Annotated in this window: 13 protein-coding genes; 7 read left to right on the top strand and 6 right to left on the bottom strand. The window is 34.3% G+C overall.

Annotated elements, in window-relative coordinates; translation table 11 throughout:
* The 5 genes from UH7x_RS01045 to UH7x_RS01025 form a co-directional block, all read right to left on the bottom strand.
* A complete protein-coding gene (locus tag UH7x_RS01045; RefSeq protein WP_482361870.1) occupies positions 1–777 on the bottom strand; it encodes a carbohydrate-binding family 9-like protein in 777 nt (258 codons plus the stop codon).
* The gene (locus tag UH7x_RS01040) at positions 778–4089 is read right to left on the bottom strand and encodes a DUF5107 domain-containing protein (protein ID WP_482361869.1); all 3312 of its coding nucleotides are present in this window, start codon (positions 4087–4089) and stop codon (positions 778–780) included.
* A 225-nt stretch (positions 4090–4314) separates the two neighbouring features.
* Positions 4315–5247: a PorP/SprF family type IX secretion system membrane protein gene (locus tag UH7x_RS01035; RefSeq protein WP_482361868.1), complete on the bottom strand. Its 933-nt coding sequence runs from the start codon at positions 5245–5247 to the stop codon at positions 4315–4317.
* A 6-nt stretch (positions 5248–5253) separates the two neighbouring features.
* Positions 5254–10953: a T9SS type B sorting domain-containing protein gene (locus UH7x_RS01030; protein ID WP_482361867.1), complete on the bottom strand. Its 5700-nt coding sequence runs from the start codon at positions 10951–10953 to the stop codon at positions 5254–5256.
* 358 nt (positions 10954–11311) lie between these two features.
* Positions 11312–11770: an Lrp/AsnC family transcriptional regulator gene (locus tag UH7x_RS01025; protein WP_482361866.1), complete on the bottom strand. Its 459-nt coding sequence runs from the start codon at positions 11768–11770 to the stop codon at positions 11312–11314.
* A 548-nt stretch (positions 11771–12318) separates the two neighbouring features.
* Here UH7x_RS01025 and UH7x_RS01020 point away from each other — a divergent pair.
* The 5 genes from UH7x_RS01020 to ald all read left to right on the top strand — a co-directional run bounded on the left by UH7x_RS01020 (position 12319) and on the right by ald (position 19461).
* Positions 12319–15267 carry a TonB-dependent receptor gene (locus tag UH7x_RS01020; protein ID WP_482361865.1) on the top strand — a complete coding sequence of 983 codons (2949 nt, stop codon included), beginning with the start codon at positions 12319–12321 and terminating at the stop codon, positions 15265–15267.
* A gap of 26 nt (positions 15268–15293) precedes the next feature.
* Positions 15294–15788, top strand: coding sequence for a hypothetical protein (locus UH7x_RS01015; protein WP_482361864.1), 495 nt, complete (start codon positions 15294–15296; stop codon positions 15786–15788).
* Between the two features lie 25 nt (positions 15789–15813).
* Positions 15814–17007, top strand: coding sequence for a pyridoxal phosphate-dependent aminotransferase (locus UH7x_RS01010; RefSeq protein WP_482361863.1), 1194 nt, complete (start codon positions 15814–15816; stop codon positions 17005–17007).
* A gap of 115 nt (positions 17008–17122) precedes the next feature.
* On the top strand, positions 17123–18274 hold the full coding sequence (locus UH7x_RS01005; protein ID WP_482361862.1) for an AEC family transporter: 1152 nt from the start codon (positions 17123–17125) through the stop codon (positions 18272–18274).
* 83 nt (positions 18275–18357) lie between these two features.
* Positions 18358–19461 carry an alanine dehydrogenase gene (gene ald, locus UH7x_RS01000; protein WP_482361861.1) on the top strand — a complete coding sequence of 368 codons (1104 nt, stop codon included), beginning with the start codon at positions 18358–18360 and terminating at the stop codon, positions 19459–19461.
* Positions 19462–19540: 79 nt separating this feature from the next.
* Here the strand turns inward: ald and UH7x_RS00995 are convergent, their stop codons facing one another.
* Positions 19541–19879, bottom strand: coding sequence for a hypothetical protein (locus tag UH7x_RS00995; protein WP_482361860.1), 339 nt, complete (start codon positions 19877–19879; stop codon positions 19541–19543).
* Positions 19880–20246: 367 nt separating this feature from the next.
* Here UH7x_RS00995 and UH7x_RS00990 point away from each other — a divergent pair, with 367 nt between their 5' ends.
* Positions 20247–20945, top strand: coding sequence for a TIGR04282 family arsenosugar biosynthesis glycosyltransferase (locus tag UH7x_RS00990; protein WP_482361859.1), 699 nt, complete (start codon positions 20247–20249; stop codon positions 20943–20945).
* A gap of 83 nt (positions 20946–21028) precedes the next feature.
* Positions 21029–24247, top strand: a complete 3219-nt coding sequence (locus tag UH7x_RS00985) for a SusC/RagA family TonB-linked outer membrane protein (protein ID WP_482361858.1) — start codon at positions 21029–21031, stop codon at positions 24245–24247.
* The last annotated feature ends 4 nt before the right edge of the window (positions 24248–24251 follow it).

Genomic DNA, 24251 nt, shown 5'->3' with positions numbered 1-24251 from the left:
TCATTCAACAAATTGAACTAAACCGAACCGATTTGCCTGATGCACGTTTTTCGAAATATCATAAATAGGGAAAATAGTAGACGTTGACCTTCGAATACCTTCTGTATCATTTCTATCTTGGCGCACCGCTAAAAAAGCCCATCGGTTTCCAGCTTTTATTGGAACTACTTCTCCAAGTTTCCCAAAATTAGAAATTGGGATAGCTAACTCTAATGTCCAACCAACATCAATATCACTATCGTCATTGATAGTACCGTTATGGGTTACTTCAACCTTAAAATCTGGGTTGTACGCTTTAAAGGCGATACTTTTTTTATCATAAAAATCATTGAAATAAATAAAATCGTTTGAGGCCTTATTCAAATTTAGTTCATAACCGAAATGTGTATCTAAACTATCAGGTGCAGTTATAAAAAATATCTCGGCACAGTCATCCAAATAAGGTTCCCCATCTCGTTTTGTTTCTCGTGCTGTTAGATAATGATCTTGCATTTCATAAAATAGATAGATGTTATCATCATCCCATAACATTCTTAACGTGGTCTGCTGTTGGTCGTTAGTATTATCAACATTATAAAAATAATCAAGAGTTCTAGCTTCTGTTTTTTGCCAAATAACTTCATTCAATTTTCCGTCTATTTGAATTTTTTCAGCAGCTTTTAAAGCTTTAAAAAGTGGTTGTTCACCCAGCGATAGTTGTACATCCGATTGCGCTATACCAATTATAGAATTTATAATGGTGAAAAATATGAATACTCCTTTTTTTTGCTGTATCATTTAATTCGTCGCCATTACTTTGGCCCATAGATTATTTTTATATTCTTTAAGTGCAGTTTGAAATAATGTCTCCGCCTTCACCTTATTACCTATGCCTAAATTGCCTAGAGCTTCTAAATAGTATGATTTTGAAACTGCCTTTTTGTTTGTTGCTGTTGCCTCTTCAACAGCAATTAAAGTATTATTACTGCCATCATTTCTTTGCTCTTGCGCCTGATTGATTAAGTCCGTATACATTTTTTTTGCTATAGCTATATTACCTAGGATTTCATTTGATTTAGCTTGGTAATATAATAGGTCATACATACCACGACCATTTTGGGCAGCGGCACTTTTTAGAAAGCTTTCTTTTGCATTCTTCTTGTTTCCCATTTTTGAAAATGCTTCTCCCATGTAATAATATATCATTGCATTTTTTTCATCGTGTGTAGGTTTACCGACTTCTAAATTTTCAGGGTACAAAAGTGCTTTCTCTAAATGTGAAATGGCATCTTGATATTTATTTGCAGCCAACAATTCTTTAGCTTTTAATGTATGTGCATCTACGTAATGCCAATACGTCTCACGACCACCTTCCCATGTTCTAAAATGGTGTTCATTAAGAAACTTTATGGCTTCATCATATTCTCCATTTAAATTTAAAAGTGAAACGTATGTTTTAGGTGCAGCTACATCTTCTTTTACAATCTCTAAATTGTTTTTTAAGATTTCCAGGTTTTGCTTGTAATCGGTATCTGATTCATCATAGTATTTAGATAATTCTGAGTACCACAGCGGGTTTGAATTATCTAAACTAATTGCTTTTGTGAGATACTTAATTGCCTGCTCTGGATTCTTTTTATTGTAGAAAGCTCCAAATGCTAGATTTCGCCAAACCATGGGAATGCTATTATCTATTGCACCAGCTTTTTGCCATGCTTTCATTCCATCTATAGGTCTTTTATCATATAAAAGATTACCTAAGAGATAATTTGCGGTTGCATTCTCTGCATTCAGTGCTATTGCTTTTTCTAAAACAGTTTCTGTTTCTGATCGATATGGAAATGCATAATCTAGAGAAATGCTTTTAGCAGCTGTTAATACCTCATTAGCTTTTTCTACGTTGCCCATCATGGAAAGAAAATAGGCTTTGTAATATGGATTTAGAATATTATCTGAGTTTTTTAATGTGTTTAACAATGATAGACCATCTTCAAAAAGACCCGCATTCAAATAATTAGTTGAAATTTCTAAATAATTGTTGGCTGGGTCTTGCATGTTTTTATGCCACGCCTTCATTGAAGTTCTATTTTCTAAAAGTTCTTTCTCGTATAAGGCAGAAAAGTCAAGTGGATCATATGCTATTTGTTTTTCTATAAATCCTTTTGCTTGAGATTCTTGTTTATTCTTTCTTAATAGTGCACTATAAAGAACAACAATACGACCATCACGATTATTAGTGGAGTATGCCTCCTTTATGTAATCTAAGGCCTTAGCGTAATTTCCTTTTGTACTTTCAATTTGTGCCAATTGAAAATTACCTGAAGCGTACCATTGGTAATACCAAGTAGATCTAGCTAAGTCTTTATATGCTTCTTCTTCATGCCCAAGTGCTTTGTGAGTTAAACCACGATAATAAAATAATTCACCCTCTTGCGGCTGGTGATATTTTACCTTTAATTTATCTGCAGCAGTTTCTAAAAATTGTAACGCTTCTAAATATTTTGTTTGATTAAACCTGCGAATACCTAGTGCTATATTAGTGCGATAATCTGTCGGCGATTGTTTTAAAGCAGCTAAATAATAATCATCAGGTTCTAAACCAGGTCTTCTAAATTGCTCAACAAACCTACCTGTCAAGAAAAGATCTTCTACTGTTTTTAATTCTTCAGGTTTTTTAATTCTTTCTTGTACTTCTGGTAATTCAGGTTTTTTAAGTTCTTTTGGTGCATATGAAATTAGTTCATTCGATTCGCTATCTAAAAGCGTCACTTTTATTTCGTATTCATTTAATGGTTTACGACTTTTAAATGTTGAAGTAAAAGGATTGGCAGGATCTATAGAAATTGTTTTTTCTTCTAATACGGTATCACCTTTTGATAAAATTACTTTTGCATTTTTAAATGATCTAGTAGCATTAAAACCATAGAAAACTGATTTTGTACTTTTCATTTGAAGCGTAACAGAAGCATCAATATTCGAATTTTTAACTACTTCTATATCGCGAATTGGATACCAATAGTTTTTTGCATCTTTTACAGAATGCGGCAGTATCCAACTATAATCGGGTTGATTATTAGAGAAAGTTCCTGTCATAAGCTCTACATAGGCTTTTCCGTCATCCGTTAATTTTCTTCTAGCATTTTGTCCTTGTAATCCCGGTCCAAATTGCCATAGTTTAGATGCATTATTCTCAAAAGGATTTCCCACATGTACTGTGCCAGCATTTTTCCCATAGTCATATCCTCCAATAAACCCTTCTTTAATATCCCACATAAAAAATGATACTGGGTTTGGATGATTTTTCCACCATGTTAAATCAACACCCTCTTTATAACTTGTTCTTCCGTAATCATCTGTAGCATTGGAATAGGGCCATTGTATAAAACTACTGTTATTATGAAATACTCCAATCTCTTGACTAGGGGGCCAAAATGTTCTAAAATCCTCATTTGCCGTAATAGCAACGTTAGCCCAAAATAAAAATGTTGTTGTTACATCACTAGTATTATTTATTCTGTAATCTACTTCTATAAATGACCTTCCGGGTCGTAATGTCATACCTACAACACCCCGCATATCTCTAGTTTTTTCAGTTTCACCAATCCAGACTGTTGCACTGCCATCTTCATTTTTAACCAAGCGATAATCACTTTTTATCATGGTTGTTGTTCTATGGTGGTGCGGAAAACACCACTCTATACCACCAGAGACCCAAGCACCTAGGGTGCCGATTAAATCAGGCTTTATAACACTATTGGTATGAAAAAGTTCATGACCATTTGTTTTGTCTATCGCCGAGAATAATCTCCCTCCAAATTGAGGAAGAACTTTTACTTTGATATATTCATTTTCGAGATATACCATATCATAAGTTACATCACTTAAAGTGCTACTTAATTTTGTTTGTGAAGGGTAGGGGTAGACTTTACCTTGAGCACCTTGCACACCTCTGCCCGTATAAAAAATGGGACTTACTTCATCAGCACCTTTTTGATAAGTTGGAATTACTTCAGTTCCCTCAAACACTTTTACTTGAGCAAAAGAATATGTGATTGTAGAAATATAAAAAAGTGATAATAAAAATAATTTGTTGAAGTGATAAATCTTCATTTTCGTGTTGTTTTTTAATTAGAAGTTGTTTGGTCAAAATCTTATTAAAAATAACAGAAAATAGAATCTTAAACTAAAAAGGGATTGATTAAGACTAGCACTATTTTAACCAACTTCTTTTTCTTAAAACAAAAGAAGTTAAGGATGTCACATTCACTAATATTAGAATGCACAAAATTCAAATATTAGAAATGTATATTAATCTTGTATAAGCTATAAGGAGTATTAGAAAAACCTAGGAGACTTAATTTTAGTGAGTCGCGGAATTAAATTGAATTTAATAAATAGCTCATGACTACCATTGTTATAATTGGTAAGATTGGTAGTGCTATAATCAAAAGAATACCCAATATGTAGTCTAGGGGAAATGTAAAATCCTAAAATAGCACTTATAGAATCGTCCCATCGGTAGCTTAATCCTAAATGCAATTTTTCGTTAATTAAAAAGTTACCTGATACATCAAATATTAAAGGTGCACCATTTACATACTTTATAAAAGTAGACGGCTTAAATTTTAAAGAACTATTTAAATCAAAAACATATCCAGCAATTAAATATAAGTGCATTCTATCTGAAGCTACTGCTTCTTGAATGGCATCATAATGCTCGTTTTTTAGAATATTAGGAGTAGCAAGTCCTAAATACGCATTATCTGTATAGTAATAAACTCCAGCACCGACTGAAGGTAAAAATCTACCTTTTATATTTTCTTGAAATGCAACATCTGGATCTTTAAAAGTTCCCTTAGACCAATCTACAGATAAATATTTTCCACCTCCTTTAAGACCAAAAGCAAGCCGGTGACCATATCTATTTAGAACTATGCTATGTGAATAGTTTGCATCGAAATACGTTTCATCTGCTGGACCTAATTCATCTTTTACAATGGATAAACCTAAACCACTAAACAATTTAAATGGTGTATCTACACCAAGACTTATTGTTCTGGGCGAACCTTGAATATTCACCCACTGGTCACGATATAGTGCAATAACCGAAGCATAACCTTGTGATCCGGCATAACCCGGATTTACGGTCATAGTATTATATTGGTATTGGGTATATTGTGGTTCTTGTTGTGCATTGCAGAAAAGACCAACACCAAAGAATGCCAATAAAAAATATATAGTTTTGATATGTATAGATTTCAATTTCATAGCGAATTATCGAGTAATGTATAACCAGCCAGAAGTTGGTTGTGTTTTGTTATCGCCTAAATCCAAAATATAATAATATGTTCCTACCGGAAGTTTCTCTCCTCTATTCACAGTTGATCTGCCTTCTGAAGTACCATCCCAATCGTTAGTGTAGCCCATTGTTTCAAAAACCTTATTTCCCCACCTGTTAAATACTTCGAGGTGGTTATTTGGGTAATTCTCAATGCAGTCAATATGGAAATACTGATTGCTTTGATCACCGTTTGGTGAAAACTCATTGTAAATTTTTATACAATCGTTATCTACAAGTTGTATTGACGCCTCGTCACGATCATTACCTTCATTCTCATCAATCTGATCCATAGAAATTAATTCCGCAATATTGGTATAGTCATTGCCATCTTGTACGATTGCCTCTATATTTAATAGTGCTGATTGATTGGGTGAAAGTAAATTGATAATCCATAACCCTGTAGATTCTTCATATGTGCCTATGTCTGCCGTTGCGGATACAAATGAATACCCATTTGGTAACTCATCTACGATATTGATATTAGTTAATTCAATATCGCCAAGGTTATTTGCAGTAATAGTGAATACTACTGTATCACCTATTTCTGCTGAACTAGGATCAACGGTTTTCGTGATTCCCAAATCAATCATTGTTAAAGACGAAATGGTTACGCTGTCTTCATCATCTTCAGATTGATCCCCATCATCATTATTTGGAGTTGAATCTGGATCTATTTGATCCGCAGCTGTTATTTGTGCAATATTTCTATATTCGTCAGTAGCACCTGTTGGAGCATTCATTGTGACTGTATATGACAATACAATTGACGTATTATTTAAACTAGCAATATTCCAATTAATAGTAGATCCATTTAATATGCCACCATCAGAAATTGTTGCGGTATCAACTGTAAAACCTACAGGAATAATATCTTCTAATGCTATATTAGTTGCCATAGCATCAGCAGTTACTTCAATTTCAAAATTTATTTCATCACCCACGGATGGGTTGCTGTTGCTGCCACTTGCTAAACTTTTGTCAATACTTAAATCGGTTAAATCAGTTGCCGGATAACTAGAAATAAGTATGTCAAGGGGATTGCAAAAACAATTTGTTGCCGTTGGCATAAATTCAACAATCATATTACTATTAGCACCACAAAATGTTGAACTATTAAATGCAATTGATTCTTCTATCGAACTTCCAGTAGGTATGCCTTGTAAGAGGGAACCACTATAAATTGAAGATCCAATTTTAACTCCAAGGCCGTCAGCACAGAATACTTCATACGATATCCCTGCTGCTAAATCTTCAGTTCCATTATTTTCTAACCCAATAGAAAGTGAATAATTTGTGTTTGTGCCATTTTGAGCGTATAGTGCTGTAGCGGCATAAGAAGATGCAATTAAATTCCCTTTGGTTACAGTGGCAGAAGTACTTGCAGTACCAGTATTTACTTCTGTTGTTCCACAAGATACACCAGAACAAGACAAACCAGTAACAGTAACAAATGTACTTAAGTCTATGTCATAAGTTCCTTCGCAAACATTACCCGTTCCCTGAACACCAATTGTATATGCAAGTAGATCTGAACTATCTGCACCAACTGGTAAGGCGATTATAATCTCTTCATGGTTTGCCACAATATCTCTAGAAACAAATGTTACAGGTTGCGTTCCTATGGATGTTAGTGAACCATCTACATATGTTAAACCATCTGGTAAAACTATTCTTGAGAAATCATTAGATGCTGTAACGCCATTTTCGATATAAGTTTCAACTGAAATTGTTTCTGTAGCACAACCCGTAAAAGTAGGGGAATCAAGAACTATAGTATTTGTGCTATAAGGAGGTTCTGCACCAGTAATGATAATAGGATTAGCAGAAATTCTACTACCATTTCCTGTAGCATCTGTTCCTGAAGGATTATTACCAGTCATAGTATAAGCAGTACCAGTATTGGATAAGTAGTTACATTGTGGACTTAAATTCAAATTAACTATAGCAATTTGACTTGCTAAAGTTGCGGCGCTTAATGAACCTAGTAGACCATTATTTGCAGCAATACCTGAATGATCTAATAAGTTAATTGTAATGGTGTTTCCAGTAACTGTTGGAGTTACGGATTCTGTAATTCCTGAGCCCATTGGATACTCGATACTAATATTATTAATTAACATTGAAGTAATATCTCCAGGGATATCAAAGCTAATCATTGGCGAAATTAAGTCGGCCTCACCGGCATTTCTGGCCTCTAATTGTATGTCGAAATCTGTACAGGTAGAGACGCTTGATGTAGGTTGTTGTAAAATTAGTAGTTGAATTGCAGCATCTACAGGGTCTAGCGTAAGTGATATTTCATTAAAATATGGTGCACTCGAAAAATTGCTAGGGTATGCCATACAATCATAATTATGAGACACCCTTATGTCTTGTGTTGTATCTTGTGTATAAGTACCTTCAAAGCGTATTTTTCGACAAACCCAACTACCACTTTCCATTGTGCCGATTTCTATGAAAGTAAGGTCACTATCGGTTGTGAAATTTAATGCGGTTTCAGTACCACCATCAACTAAGTAAGCATTGGTAATTGTATAACCACTTCCGGTATCAACACGCAACCAATTATTATCTATTTGATCGAAATTATCTTTGCAAAGGTCAACTGTAAATCCTTCGATTTGTGAATTGCCAATCTCTGTTGGGACATCTGAACTTAAAAAATATTGTGGTATGCTATATTTAAAATCTTTGGTAGCATTCTCTGTTATGGTTTCTGGGCTATCGGAATATGCATACTCCTGATAAGTAACAGAAACTGAATGTGTACTTATACTAGGTGTTGCACTTGTAGGAGTAACAGATATGCCTATACTAGGATAATTATTACCTCCTTGATCTAATTGCGTAAACCGAGAGCCTGGGGTTATCGTAACTATATTACCTGATACCGAAAAGTTTAGTCCATTATTTGTGCTAGATGGAGCTTCATTTTCTGGCTGTAAATATGGATAACCATTGCTTATTACAATACCGTTAAATATTGTTCCGGTTGGAATTTCAATACTAGTTGATTCCCAAATTGCAGGTGGCCTATACTCATCTGGAAATTTATCGTCTAAACCAGAGGCTTGCGTTAATCCTACACTCACCCACATATCTTCACAACCAACGGTACTATCATCAAAATGTTCATTTAACTCAACAACATCTTGAAAAAAGTAAGCACGGTCATTATAGGTGTCACAAGATAATTCATTGCTTGAGCTATCTAAACTATAGAAACGACCTTGAAATGAGTAAAACTGATAAAAATTAGATGTTTGCGGGAAATTATCTTTGAATTGGAAATGTAATTCGACTGATATTTCGTCTTCTTCAGAACCTTCACCATATAAATAGGAGCCAGAGATTAATGATTGATAACTCGATAAATCTAATGTGAAAAAATTATCATTGGTGCTTTGGGTTGTCACAACCGGAGTATTGGTAATCGGAAACGTCTGTGGGCTACCTGATGAAATGTCATTTATGGTAATAGTACCGTTAGTAAACGTAATGATATCATCCATGCTTATACCATTATCAGTTACATAGCGCATTTCGAAAAGTAGATTGTCTTGCGAACCATTCTGCATAAATGCACCACTAGTTACTACCATTTCATCCTTTGGCATATAAACTTTTGTTGCATGTGTTGTTGGGTCGAGAATTACTTTGGTCGACATTGTTTCATCGGTCCATCCCTCGGTTACCCTGTACGCATCAAAACTGGTTGTATTTGGTCCTATACATGAATTAGCACAATGCGTGGTAATATCAAACTGGCCACAATGTAAATCTGTATTATAACATGAACTTTCATACGAAGTTGCATAATCTAGTTGCAATTCAGCAGGACCAGCATACGTACTACAGTCTATATTTAAAGGGAAATTTATTGGTATTCTTAAAATGTATCCATTATATTCAAAATCACCTAAGTTGGTTTCAGTAAATATTATTTGATTTCCAACTTGTGTATATCTAGGATCTGCACTTGAGTCTAGTGTTATACCAGCTGGAACATCCATAACCGCAATATATCGCGTGCTTAAATCATTAGTAAACATTGCTGTAGTACCACAATGGGGAGCATCACTTGATGCGACAAAGTTGCCTATAAAATTTAAATTAAACACTGAACCATCTTCGGCATCTAAATCATAAACTTCAGGGTATTCCCAATTAAAAAGAGCATCACGTTGTACGTAATGTCTATTTACTTCTTCTCTATCTCTTCTATTGTAATTACCGCAAGTATTTACATTCCAAATGTCAATATTTAAACTTTCACTTGAAACAAACTCAGCATTGTATGGATCACAAGTTGGAGTTTCTGGATCCATAGTCATATTGAAACTAATTTCAGTAGAAGCACCAGGTAGTAAGTCGTCATAAAAACCATCACCATCTAAATCGTCGAATCCGCCAGCGCCATCAGGGTCAGAGGCAAAAAAATCTTGAGGTATAAGAAATGAACCCAAACCAGATCCACCAGTTGTTGAAGGCCATCTTTGAGGCGTTATAGTAGAACCGCCGGTGAATTCAAAACTAGATAGAATTCTATTAGTATCTTCATCGCCACGCATAGGATTATAACCTGGTCTAGAGCGACTGCCCGTCCAAGTAAATCCAATATTGATATTTACATCATATGCATTCTCAGCACCGTTGTCATTTTCAATAGCATAAGTATAAGTTACCGGTGCATCCCACCTAGGGTTTGGTTCATTTACCGTAATAATGGAAATATCGCCAAATTCTTGCTCAAAATTTACAGCACCTGGTATTGGTGCTCCTATTTGGCAATAGGTTCCTACTACACAGCCCCACCGAGGACTATGTGTAATTTGTACATCGTTATTACAACTTTCTAAAACGATTCTTTCACTTAATGTTATAGACTCGTTTTCAAATTGAGTATCTGAATCGCCAACGTTGCCTAGAAAAGGAACATTATTTAAATTGATTTCGTAAGTATATAAACTACCTGATATGCTTGGTGTTAAAACGATTCCATTAAATGATAATTGATAAGCTGTTTGTAAACCTATCGGAACATTTACTACATGAGTGAATGATTGAATGCTGCCATTCCCAGAATTAGTAATTATTACATCTCTATTATAAGTCTGGCCTACATAAGCGTCTTGTACTGCAATATCTTCTACGGCCAAATAAGCTTTTAAAAGGGAATATGCGTTAACAGTGTTATCATTATCTGTATTTGTACGTGAATTGCCATTATCTATATAAGTAATAGTATGAACATCTTTAAATAGACCACCATTATATGAGTGTTGAACTGCCTCACATTCGGCAGATTTTTCAAAAGTAAATTCTATCGAATCATTGGTTTGCCAGTTTGCGTTGCCAGGTCTTTCAATTTGGAATATTGGAGCATTTAGATCAGTAACATTAAATTCTGAAATTACTAAATCACCCGAACCATTTTGTGAATTAACAATTATGCTACCCAGTTCGTAGCTTATTCCATCGGGTAGGTTGAAGGCAATTTTAAATGTATTTTGAGTTGATTTTTTAGCAGTAATGTTCAATGTGCTAAATCCATTATTGGCGCCACCACAAGGTCTCATATTAGTTGAGGTTAAAGCAACTTCATATGATCCATTATTTATTTGCCCAGACATTGTGTTTAGTGCAAATAACAGGAATAGTACAGCAGCTAAATTTTTAAAATTTAACTTGCTAATATTTGTGGGAAACAATTTTGTTTGCAAATGTTTAATAATCATAGCATATGTAGGGTCCAACTACAAAATTATGATGTGTATGCTCATTTAAGAACTTTTTGTTGTCAACCTGCATTAAATCGTTATGGGAGACCAGAAATTTGTAGTAAGAGTAAAATGAGGGTTAACTCTTGTGAGTATTTTCTTTATTTGTTTGAAAAAAAGCGTAACAATTTAATAGAAAATAGTTGTATTTGTCAGTAAATACTACTGTTTTATCACCTTAAAGAAGTATATGATATTTAAAAGAAATGAACTATTCAAAATTAATATGTCTACTCATATTTTCTTCAATAGACATAAATGATTCTATACCTTTTATACCGTTAATAGTCAGTATTGAATCTTGATATATTTGGCGATAATGTAGGCTGTCTTTGGCATGCATTTTTACAAAAACATCATACTTGCCAGTGCTGTGATGAATTTTTACCACTTCATTTACATCGCCTAATTGTTTTATTACCTGCTTGTATAGCATAGTTTCTCGTAAATAGATGCCTAGGAAAATGGTCATTTTCCAGCCTATTTTACTATAATCTAAATTTAAGGTTGCACCTTTTATAACACCTAAATTCTTCATTTTATTTATGCGCGCATGCACTGTGCCAGGTGAAATCACCAATCTCTTAGCTACTTCTGTATATGGCATTTGAGCATTATCAGAAAGTAATCCTAATATTTTATTATCAATCTCATCTATCTTATTCTTCATATCCTTCTTTGCTTAATGAGTTCTACTTAATTAATACATGTATGAAATAGTTAATTGTGATATAATCAGTAATTATCATGTTATTGAATCATTTGGTAAATTTAATTTAACAAATACGGATAATCGTAAATTTTATGACAATAAAAATTTAAATCTATTGAATATATCATATTTTTTTTCTGAATGATTTTAGAATATCATAAAAGTGACTTTTTTAATGATTTTAATCATATCAATAGCTTATTAAATTTCACAATAAATAAACTGACATATCACCAATTTTTATATTAAAAACTGGTGATATGTGAATTAACAGTCTATTAACGCCAATAAATACGGGGGTTTGCGGGGTGTGCTAATTTTCGTTTTTCTAATTGAATCCCTAACATTGCAGAAATAACTAACAACATAAAATTGTTTTTTTTGAATAGTTAAGTCTCCGGAGCTTTTCTTTTTCATGTGCGACGAACCATCATCCAAGTTCTATTTGGTAGCGTTCTCAACTTATGCGCATGGAGTATTATTTAGTTTAACATAAACTAGTTCTGATGAAGAATTCTCTCCTATTTATCCTAGTATTATTTAGTTCCCTAGGCCTCTTGCGAGCGCAAGAAATTGAAGTAACAGGTAAAACAACCGACTTAAGTGGTGAAATACTACCCGGAGTCAATTTATTAATAAAAGGCACCAATAAAGGTGCGGTTTCAGATTTTGATGGTAATTATACCATAGAGGTGCCAGCCGATGGTGTCTTAATTTTTTCTTATTTAGGTTATGCCGATTTAGAAGTAACCATTAATAGTAGAACTTCAATAGATATAGCACTTGAAGAAGCAGCAGAAATGCTAACCGAGACTATAGTTATAGGTTCACGTGGTGCTTCGAGAACTAAGTTGAATACACCTGTACCAGTAGATGTAATTAACATTAAAGAAGAGGCAATTAACATGCCACAACAAGATTTGTCGCAAATGTTAGCGGCATCAGCACCTTCTTTTACGGCTTTTACTAGCGGCGGGGGTGATTTATCATCTTTCGTAAGTCCGCCAAGTCTACGTGGGTTAGCGCCAAATCAAATGCTTGTATTAGTAAATGGTAAAAGAAGACATACTTCGGCAATATTAGCGGGTTCGCAAACGGGTACGCCGTCAAATGCAGTGGATATGAAATTTATGCCATCAATCGGAATTGATAGAATTGAAATTCTTCGAGATGGAGCCTCTGCTCAATATGGATCCGACGCTATTGCAGGTGTTGTAAACGTAGTTTTAAAGAAAGGTACTGGTGAATTTACAGGTACTTTAACTGCCGGTGCTTATCCTAATGCTTCACCTGATTTTGGTGATTCTGATTTAACAGATGCAGAAAAAGCACTAAACAGATCTTCAGGAGATTGGGATGGTCATAATTTTCAATTTGATGGGAATTACGGCATCGCTTTTGAAAATGGTGGATATTTTAATGCATCTGCTATTGTAGCACAATCGAAAAGAACGATAAGACCTACTGTTCTAGAAGTTGACAGAGCTCCTTTATATAGTAGTCAATACTTAAATAATGAGACCACAACAGTAAACGGTTTGCCCATTATAACTAATCCAGAACTTGTTGCAGCACAGGCTAGTGGAGATGCTGGTTTAATAGGTTCTTTAACAACGGTTGAAGGTTTAATGGCAGCTCGTAATATAGAACAGGTAGATGTTTCTACATATTCTGGATTGCCAGCTAAAACATTAATGGGTTTTGGTTTTAATTTGGAAACACCTTTAAGTGAAACATCAGATTTTTATGCATTTGGTGATTTTGGTTATCAATATTCTGATGCCTATAGTTGTTTTTATAGAAGAGCAGCACAAGCTGATCGTACAAGTTATGATCTTTATCCAAATGGATTTCGTCCTCAAATTTATACAGATCAATTTAATACCGCTCTTGCTATGGGCATAACAGGTGAATTGGGTGATTTTGATTTTGATTTGAGTAATAGTTTTGGAGCAAACTCAGCGAAGTACGGAATGTTTAATACATGGAATGCTAGTATAGGTACTGGATCACCAACAGAAATGAATTTGGGTACACACAGTTTTCTTCAAAATACTGTAAACCTTGATTTTAACAACTATTATGAAGATATTTTATCGGGTCTTAATGTTGCCTTTGGAGGTGAACTACGTGTAGAAAATTATAGTATAGTAGCTGGTCAAGAAGAAAGTTGGACCGCTGGTGATGCCGGTGTAATTACTGCAACAGTAGATAATCAAGCGTTAATAGGTCCGGATGGTTTTCCTTTAGAAGATTTAAATGCGAATCCTATTGTAGATGACGCTGGGAATCCAGTTGTTTTACCTTATGCAGGAGCTAGCCAAGAGTTGGTTAAAAATTATGCTTTAAACTGCCAATGTTTTAGAGGTTTTGCACCAGAGAATGAAAGTAATACATGGCGTTCTGTAATGGGTGCTTATGCCGATTTAGAATTAGACGTAACAGAAGACTTCTTAATATCAGGAGCATTACGTTTAGAAAACTATTCAGATTTTGGTAACGTGGTAACTGGTAAGGTTGCAGGTAGATATTCGATAGGTGATAATTTTGCAATTAGAGGTTCATTTAGTAGTGGCTTTAGAGCTCCTTCCTTACAAGAACTTAACTATTCTCATAGTTATACATTTTTTGTTGATTTAGTTCCTTTTGATGGTACGCTTTATCAAAACAGTAGTTCAGCAGCTAGTGCTATCGGCATAGGTCAATTACAAGAAGAAAGATCAAGAAACCTCAGTATTGGTTTTACTACTAAAATTGGCAAACTTGACTTTACACTGGATGCTTATAAGATTGACATCTTTGATAGAATATTTGAAACTGGAGAATTTAATGCTGGTACAACACCTTCTTTAGCTCCAATTATCGGTAGTGGTTTAGCTAGTTTTAGAATTAACGGAGGTGATATAAGTACGAAAGGTATCGAAGCCGTTTTAAACTACAAAACGCAATTAGGTGATGGTACTTTTGGAGCAATTTTAGCCGGTACTTTCAGAGAAAACAAATTCGAAGGAGTTAACCTACCTGATTTAAATACTGATTTATCTGACGAACAATTAGCAGACAACTATGTTAGTAGAGGTCTTATTGGTCAGTTTGAAACTGGCACCCCTAGTAGTAAAATAATAGGGACGTTAAACTACGCAAAAGGTAAATTTTCAACTATGTTGAGAGGAACTCGTTTTGGTTCTGTGCAAACTCGTGATAGTAGAGAAAGAACTTTATTAGATGGTACCACTGGTTATGCTGATCAATTCTTTACTCCAGAATTTACTATGGATATTGGGGTAACCTATAAAGTGTCTGATAAACTTAGTTTAACAGTTGGTGGTAATAATATCTTCAACGAATATCCAGAAATTATTCGGTACGAATTAAGAACATTTAATCTGTATTCTAACTACCAACAAGGTTCAACTGGTTCTTACTATTTCGGAAGATTAACATTTACACTTTAATGAATCCTAATTACAAAAATACAATTATGAAAAATTATAAAAACTTTATAGTCCTCTTTGTAGTAGTAATAGGATTATTATCCTGCGAACAGGAAAGATTAGACCCAATATTAACTACCGCCGAAGGTGGTGGTACTTTAAGTGAATTTATTGCTTACACAATAGATTCGGAAGACCCTGGTGATACAAATATCTACGGTAGAGTTGTGTTTTATAAAACTACTCTTGATCAAACTTTGGTACAGATATCACTTTATAATACCGATGAGACTTTATCATACCCTGCACTCGTTTTGGAAGGTGCTACTGGTATGGAAGCTACTACATCTATGACCTTAGATAATATTGATGGGGCATCAGGAGAATTTACAGAAAGTAAATTTTATATCATTACAGATACCTCTTATTATGACTCTATTATGGAAATAGATGCTCATGTAAATATTTATTTGAGTGCTGATGATAGTATAGTTGCTGCAGGTAATATTGGTATTAATGCAGAACCTATTGAATCTAATTAAAACTTAAACTTAAAAACAGAATATTATGAAAACTTTAAACAGAAGAGACTGGCTTAAAAGAGGTACACTAACAGCTGCAAGCGTTGTTGCGGCACCGTATCTAAGTTTCGGCTCAAATCCTAATCAGACAATTACTATAGATGCTCAAGGTAATGTGCCTTACACTCCGTTTTTTAAAGAGTATTTACCATATGAGATAGACAAGCCTGTAGAACTTTTGGCAAAACTAAACGCAAATGAAAATCCTTATGGTCCTTCAACAATGGCGATTGAAGCGATTGCTAAGAATGGTGTAAAAGGTAATAGATATGCATGGAGAGAGCTTTTTGATCTCATGGATAAAGTAGCATTGAGTGAAGGTGAAGGCATCACAAAAGAAAATATAATGATGGGGCCTGGGTCTTCAGATTTATTAGAGAAAACCGCAATGGTATTCTTTCAAAAAGGAGGGAATATTGTTTCTGCTGATCCAGCATATATGTCTTTAATAAAAGTTGCTGAAGCATCGGGTGCCACATGGAAGCCTATTCCATTAAAAAAAGATTGGTCACACGATTTAGCAGCAATGGAAGCCGCTATCGATTCTGAAACAAAGTTGGTTTATATCTGTAATCCTAATAACCCAACAGGAAGTATGACGGATCATGCTGAGCTATTGGATTTTTGTTCTAGAGTGTCTGAGAAAGTTCCAATTTTTGTTGATGAAGCTTATTTGGGTTTCTTAGAAGATGCAGATAAAAAAAGTATGGTGTCTTTAGTGAAGGAAGGAAAGAATATTATCATCGCTCGCACTTTTTCTAAAATTCATGGTATGGCTGGCCTAAGAGTTGGTTATGTTGTTGCTAAGCCAGAAACATTAGGTATTATTTCGAAAATAACTAGAGGTGGTATGGGAATTTCTTTTCCATCAATATATGCTGCTATAGCAAGTATGGATGATGTTGAATTCCAAAACAAATCCAGAACGCTTAATAAAGCATGTCGCGAATATGTTTATGAAAGTTTAGACAAGATGGGCTTTGAATATATTCCATCTTCTACAAGTTTTATAATATTCCCAATAGAAATGGAAGGCAAAGCATTTTTAGAAAAAATGACAGCACAAAAAGTTGGAGTTCGTGCTTTCGATATTATGGGTAAAAATTGGTGTCGTGTTAGTATGGGTACAATGGATGAGATGAAGTTATTTACCGCTGCCTTAGAAAAGGTTTTAGTTTAATTGTTGACCCTAGAGTTGGGTGTGTTTAAGTCATTAGGTTCGCAAAACACCCAACTCGGTTAGGGTTAAATCTTTTTATAATAACTGAATATTAATCCCTCAAAGTAATAATCAAATGAATTTTGCACTTCAAAAAACCCTAGAATTAGCATTGATAATTGGTTTAGGACTTTTATTGCAAAAAAAAGTTGCTAAACAAGATTTAAAAGGATTAAAAACTTTAATACTCAGTGTTGCATTGCCAGCAACAATCTTTGTAGCACTTTTAAAAATAGAGCTTAAAAGTTCACTATTAATTTTTCCAATCTTGGCACTTGCCTTTAATTTTATTATGGCATTTGCAACAAAATATATTTTGAATTCTACATTGCCAGCCAATGAAGAATCCAAAAAAAGAACGCTAATGATGTTACTTCCATCATTAGCTCCGGGTCTTTCATGTTTCCCTTTTATTATTGTTTATTTAAGTGATGAATATTTAGCCTTAGCTGCCCTAGCCGATGTAGGTAATAAAATATTCGTTCTTATATTATTATACATGTTGGCTATGCAATGGTATCATGCGAGATCAATACATAAGGTAAAAGTTACGATGTCTGGTAAAATAAAAAACTTGCTTATTTCTATGCTCAATGAACCAATTAATTTGGTGATAATTATAGCATTAATCTTATTAGGATTTGGACTAACACTTAGCTCATTTCCAGGATTTTTGGAAAACACAATTACCAAGATGAGTTTAATTATGACACCGCTAGTTTTATTATTTATAGGAATGGCTGTTCGAATTAAGTCGAAGGAATTTGGTATGATTTTATCACTTTTAGTTAGACGCGCAGGAATTACTTTTCTATTGTCTACTATTTTTGTTTTTATATTTCCAGCATTAGGTGCTTCAATGATTTTACTATTAATCGTTTTTCCACAAAGTGCATGTAGTTTTTGGCCATTTGCACATATGAGTGCAGTTACAGCAATGGAAGAAAAAGATGAGCAAGCTGAACCTAGTTTTGATGTAGATTTCGGCGTTAATGTCTTGGCTTGTTCTTTACCATTTTCTACCGTATTAATTATGGCCATTTTCTCTTTCAGCGAATTTATTATAAACCCCTATGTTTTATTAATTGTTGGTATGAGCTTTATTTTATTGTCATTTATACCTTATTTGTTAAAAAGAATAAAGGGATTAAAAGAAGCCAAAGAATCTTTAAATTATAATCATTATGCTGGTTTAAATACCAATTCACAATTATCAGACGAGCAATAAATTCTCTAAAAATATTTTAGAATAGTACATGTGAGTCGAACAAGTAAATACTGTTAATTCATATTAATTTAATTCAAGATTAAATGATAATTGGTATACCTAAAGAAATTAAAAATAATGAAAGTAGAGTAGGGATGACCCCTGCGGGCGTGTTTGAGCTGGTTAAGAATAAACATAAAGTTTATGTGCAATCTAATGCAGGAGAAAGTAGCGGATTTGTAGACGATGATTATAAAGAAGTAGGTGCTCATATATTGGATAAAATTGGACAGGTATACGCTATCTGTGAGATGATTGTAAAAGTTAAGGAGCCCATAGAAGCGGAATATGGTTTAATACAGCCTAATCAAATTATATTCGCTTATTTTCATTTTGCCTCAAGTGAAGCTTTAACGAAGGCAATGATAGCTAGTAATGCAATTTGTATTGCTTACGAAACGGTTGAAGATAGTGATGGAACCTTGCCACTTTTAACTCCAATGTCTGAGGTAGCTGGTAGAATGGCTATTCAACAAGGAGCAAAATATTTAGAAAGGCCAGCTAAAGGTAGAGGAGTGTTATTGGGTGGTGTGCCAGGTGTAGCTCCAGGTAAAGTACTTGTTCTTGGAGCCGGAGTTGTAGGTATTCAAGCAGCAAAGATGGCAGCTGGTTTAGGTGCTCATGTTACTATTTTAGATATTAATATGAAACGGTTACGATATGTAAATGATGTTATGCCACCGCATGTGATAACCGAATTTTCTAGCGAGTTTAATATTAGAAAACATATAAAAACCCACGATTTAATAATTGGTGGTGTTTTGATAAAAGGAGCGAAAGCACCGAATTTAATAACCCGGCAAATGTTGAAATTAATGAAACCGGGAACTGTAATTGTCGATGTTGCTGTGGATCAGGGCGGATGTGTAGAAACAACTCGACCAACTACACATGAGGATCCAATTTATATAATTGATGATGTATTGCATTATTCTGTAGCAAATATGCCAGGTGCTGTGCCACATACATCAACAGTTGCATTAACGAATGTTACTTTACCTTATACGATAAGATTGGCAAACTTAGGTTGGAAAAGGGCTACAGATAAAGATGAATCTCTGAAGAAAGGTTTAAATATTATTAATGGAAAAGTTGTGTACAGCGAAATTATTGAAGCTTTTGATTGGAGCTCTAAACATGTAAATTAACTTGCTGATTGCTTATAACAAAAAAAGATTCTAAACATAGTTTAGAATCTTTTGCGCTAATCGAAATATTATAGTACTATTATTTTCTCACTTCTAGTGGAATACGATAAACAATTCCTTTTTCGTAAGTTCCATTCGTAAGTTTTTGAAAGTCTATATTAGACTTAATAAACTTTTTTAAAGCTTCATTTTCAGTTTCGATTGAAAGTATACGTAGAAAATTTCCACGATCTACAGCTACTCTTACTTCTGCTTTAGAGCCTCTAATTTCCGCTGGAATCACAGTTGCGCCCAACATATTATAAATTTGTGTTACTATAGCTTTTACCGGTTTTGGTTCTATGGCCTCAGGAGTAGAAGCTAACATGTTTACAACGCTAAAACACATTGCCATCATGATTAATATTGCTTTTTTCATAACTAAAATGATATTGATGTTAAACTATAGATTAAAGATACTGTAATTATAAGCGTGTATTTTAATAATTTAATAATTATTAACACTCTAAAATAGGAATAGTTAATATTCAGCAAAAAAGCTGAGGAATCGTCAGTATTTCACACCCCGATCTAGAAAAATAGCTCGCCTTTTCTAGGTTGTTCTAAACGAACTAGAAATCAAAGTTTAGGTAGTTTTATTAGTTGAAAGGAATATTTCAGTCCACAATTATATGCTTTCAAACCTTTTTTAAATTTATGCGTAAGTTTTTATTTCATAGTGCGTACTAATTTAAAGTTCGCGATTAGATTGTACTTTTGAAAAATTTTAGGGCCCATTAAAATTCATGAAGACTAACCAAAAGGATACTGCATTACTCGTTTTTTCCCTTTCTGCGGAACAGGAAATTCGTAGGAAAACAGTTTTTGGCAAGCCCTATAAAAAAGAGAATTCAGCTTTTTTTAATGTTCTAATTGAACAGACTAAAAAACTTGCAACTCAAAGTGGTGTTGATGTTTTTTGGGTAGATGAACATCAACAAAAAGGTGCCGATTTTTCTACAAGGTTTAGCAACGCTTTTCAAAATGTTTTTGATGCAGGGTATAAAAATGTTGTTTCCATTGGAAATGACTGTCCAGAACTTTCAGTTGAATTGCTCCACGATGCTATTCGAAAACTTGAAAAAAATAAATTAGTAGTTGGTCCTTCTAAAGATGGTGGTGTTTACCTTTTGGGCTTAAACAAAACCGTTTTCGATAAGTATCAATTACAAAAACTACCTTGGCAAACTTCTAAACTATTAAGTAGTCTTTTAAGATATGCTAATACTCAGAACATTAGTTTTGATACACTACAGACGTTTGCTGATTTAGATACCGCAGATGATGTACAGCAGTATTCTAAATTTAACCCATCGACCATCATAAGTCGATTTTACAAGGCAATTATTATTTCCTTAAAAAGAACTATTAATAGTTTTTTAAATTTTACGCCCTCTTCTGTAAAATTCACATTTGTTGGCCTTCGCGCTCCACCAACAGTTTAATTATAGAACGTAGCGATTTCCGCTAACCTAAAGGATTGACAAATCCAATCTTTTGGTATTTATATAATTAAACAAAACATATTATGAAATTAATGCTAATCGCTGTATTTCAGCTATTTGTAGCTGCAATATTTTCCCAAGATAACAGCTATAGTTCTACGTTAATAACCCAAAATGGAGAACCAATACCGTATGCCGCTGTTAGCGAATTAGGTACTCAAAATTATACCACTTCCGATGAAAACGGATATTTTAAAATTGAAACCAATTCGTTGAATTTCACACTTCAAATTTCCTCAATTGGGTATGAAATTTTGAATGTACAGATAGCCGATGGACAATTACCATTAGAATTACTTATGAAGTCTTCTGAAGAGCAATTGAATGAGGTTGTAGTAACAGCTTTAGGAATAGCAAGGGAAAAACAATCACTAGTGGCAGCTGTATCAACAGTTAAACCTGCACAATTAACAAACGTTTCTCAAGTCAATTTGGTGAATTCTTTAGCGGGCCAAGTTGCTGGTGTACAAATAACGAATGGTTCTAGTGGTGTGGGTTCTTCTTCCCGCATAATAATTAGAGGTGAAAATTCTTTAAGTGGTAATAATCAACCCCTCTTTGTTGTGGACGGTGTGCCTATTAGTAATGAGCAAATCACCAGTGATTTAGTAAATAATGGAGCGCTACAAGAAGTCGATTTTGGTAACGGAAGTTCTGAGTTTAGCCCAGATGATGTTGCATCTATTTCTATTTTAAAAGGTGCTGGTTCAGCAGCGCTTTATGGAGCAAGAGCTGCGAATGGAGTAGTGGTAATCACAACCAAACGTGGTAATCGTGCTAAAGGTTTCGGAGTTAGTATTAATAGTAATTTCACTGTAGAAACATTACTTACGCTTCCTGATTATCAAAATGTTTACGGAGGCGGGTCTAATGGAGAATATGCTTTTCAAAATGGGATAGGGGCAGGAATAAATGATGGTGGTATTAGTAGTTATGGGCCTCGACTTGATGCAGGTTTGGTAATACCCCAGTTTGATAGTCCATCAGTAGATATAAATGGAAACTCAGTAAGAGGTGGCGATGTTATTTCACGGACTTTTCCTGATGGTTCATTTACTCCAATCACAGCAACACCATGGGTAGCACAACCAGATAATGTCAGCGACTTTTTTAATACCGGTATAACTTACCAAAACAATATTGCGATAAGCAATACTGGCGATTCTGGTAGTAGCCGAATATCGTATAGTAATTTAAGAAATGAAGGTATTTTGCCAAATACTGGTTTAAAACGCGATGGAATTGCGCTTAGCCTTGATCAAAATTTAAATGAAAAGTTACGCGTAAATACCTTCATCAATTATATAAATACTAGAAGTGGTAACCGACCTAATTTAGGTTACGGATACGAAAATGTGCTTTACGGTTTTAATTGGACAGGGCGTCAGACCAATATTGAATCATTAAAAAATTACTGGCAGGCAGGACAAGATGGTAGGCAACATTATGATGTAAATTATTTATGGCTATCTAATCCGTATCTCACGCTTTTTGAAAACACGAATAGTTTTGAGAAAAATAGAATTCTAGGAAATGTTTCTGCGACATATGATTTTTCTGAAAACCTTAGTCTAAAAGTAAGAACCGGATTAGACCGCTATAATGAAGATAGAGCGTTTAGGCGAGCGGTAAGCACCAATCAAAATCCTTTCGGATCTTTTAGAGAAGATAATATTCGATTTACAGAAATGAATACTGATTTTCTGCTTTCGTATAAAAATAACTTAACTGATAGTTGGAAATATAATATTTCTGCAGGTGCCAATCGCTTCAATCAAAAAATTCACTATTCGTATTCAGAAGCTTCACAATTAGCTTTGCCAGAAATTTATACTTTGGCCAATTCTCGTTCGCCTTTAATAGGAAATAGTGAAAACTTCAACAAAAGAATAAATAGTATTTATGGCACAGCTAATTTTAGTTATGAAAATGAATTTTATGTTGATGTTACGTATCGCAATGATTGGAGTAGCACATTACCAGAAGACAATAATTCGTTTGGTTATTATTCTGCTGGCCTTGCCTATGTCGCTTCAAATAGTTTTGAATTACCGGATGCTATTTCTTATTTAAAACTGAGGTTAAGTGCGGCCTCAGTTGGTAATGATACCGATCCTTTTCAGAACACACAAACTTTTCAGTTTAATGGAAACTACGGTTCAAATTTTAGAGTGACTAATGAAACGGTGCTCAAAAATACAAACTTAAGACCTGAACGACTAGATGCTTATGAAGGCGGATTAGAAGCATGGTTTGTAGACGGTCGAATTCAATTTGATGCATCGATATATCAGAATGTAAGTAAAGATCAAATCATTTCAAGACCTATTTCTAATTCCAGTGGATTTTCTAGTTTTAACGAAAACGGCGGTAAAATTCAAACGCGTGGTATCGAGTTGATGTTAAGTGCATCACCATTGAAATTCACAGATTTCAAATGGAATTCTTCAGTTAACTTTAGTTCATTTAGGAGTATTGTAACCGAGCTGCCAAAAGGCGTAGATCAATTTGTTACGGCAACTGCAAGTGTTTTTAGCGGTGGTGGGGGTTCTAATACTGTTTTTTATATTGCACGTGAAGGTGGTCGTGTTGGCGATATGTATGGCACTGGTTTTGTTCAAATAGATGGCAAAGATTTATATGGGACAAATGGCCTACCTGTACAAGATGGAAACTTACGATTATTAGGTAACTATAATCCAGATTTTTCAATGGGTTTCAGTAATCACTTTGCTTACAAAAATTTTGATCTTACAATTTTATTCGACTGGCGACAAGGGGGTACTATTGTTTCAAGAATCAAAGCTTTGGGTAGTACATCTGGAGTTTTAAATGAAACCCTTGTTGGTAGAGAAAATGGAGTAATTGGTGATGGAGTTGTTAATGTAGGAACAGCAGAAAATCCGAAATATGCGCCAAATACAACAGCGGTACCAGCTGGTCAATTTTACAACAATTACTTTGATCGCGGCAATGAAGCAAGTGCACTTTATGATGCATCTTATGTAAAACTAAGGCAAGTAAGTTTGTATTATACTTTCCCAGAAACCATAAGCAAAAAGTTGGGTGTAGAGAACCTTAAAATAGGTTTAACTGGCAATAACCTTTTACTCTTTACAGAAAATCCACATTTCGATCCGGAACTAAATGCGCTGCAAGAACGCAATATTGTTTATGGGGTAGATGATTTCTCTTATCCTTCAACACGCAGTTTTGGTGTTAGTCTGAAAACTAATTTTTAAGAAA

The sequence above is a fragment of the Aurantibacter sp. UH7 genome, assembly GCF_056839165.1.
The sequence above is the reverse complement of the archived record's forward strand: the minus strand, read 5'-3'. Positions and strand labels throughout refer to the sequence as shown.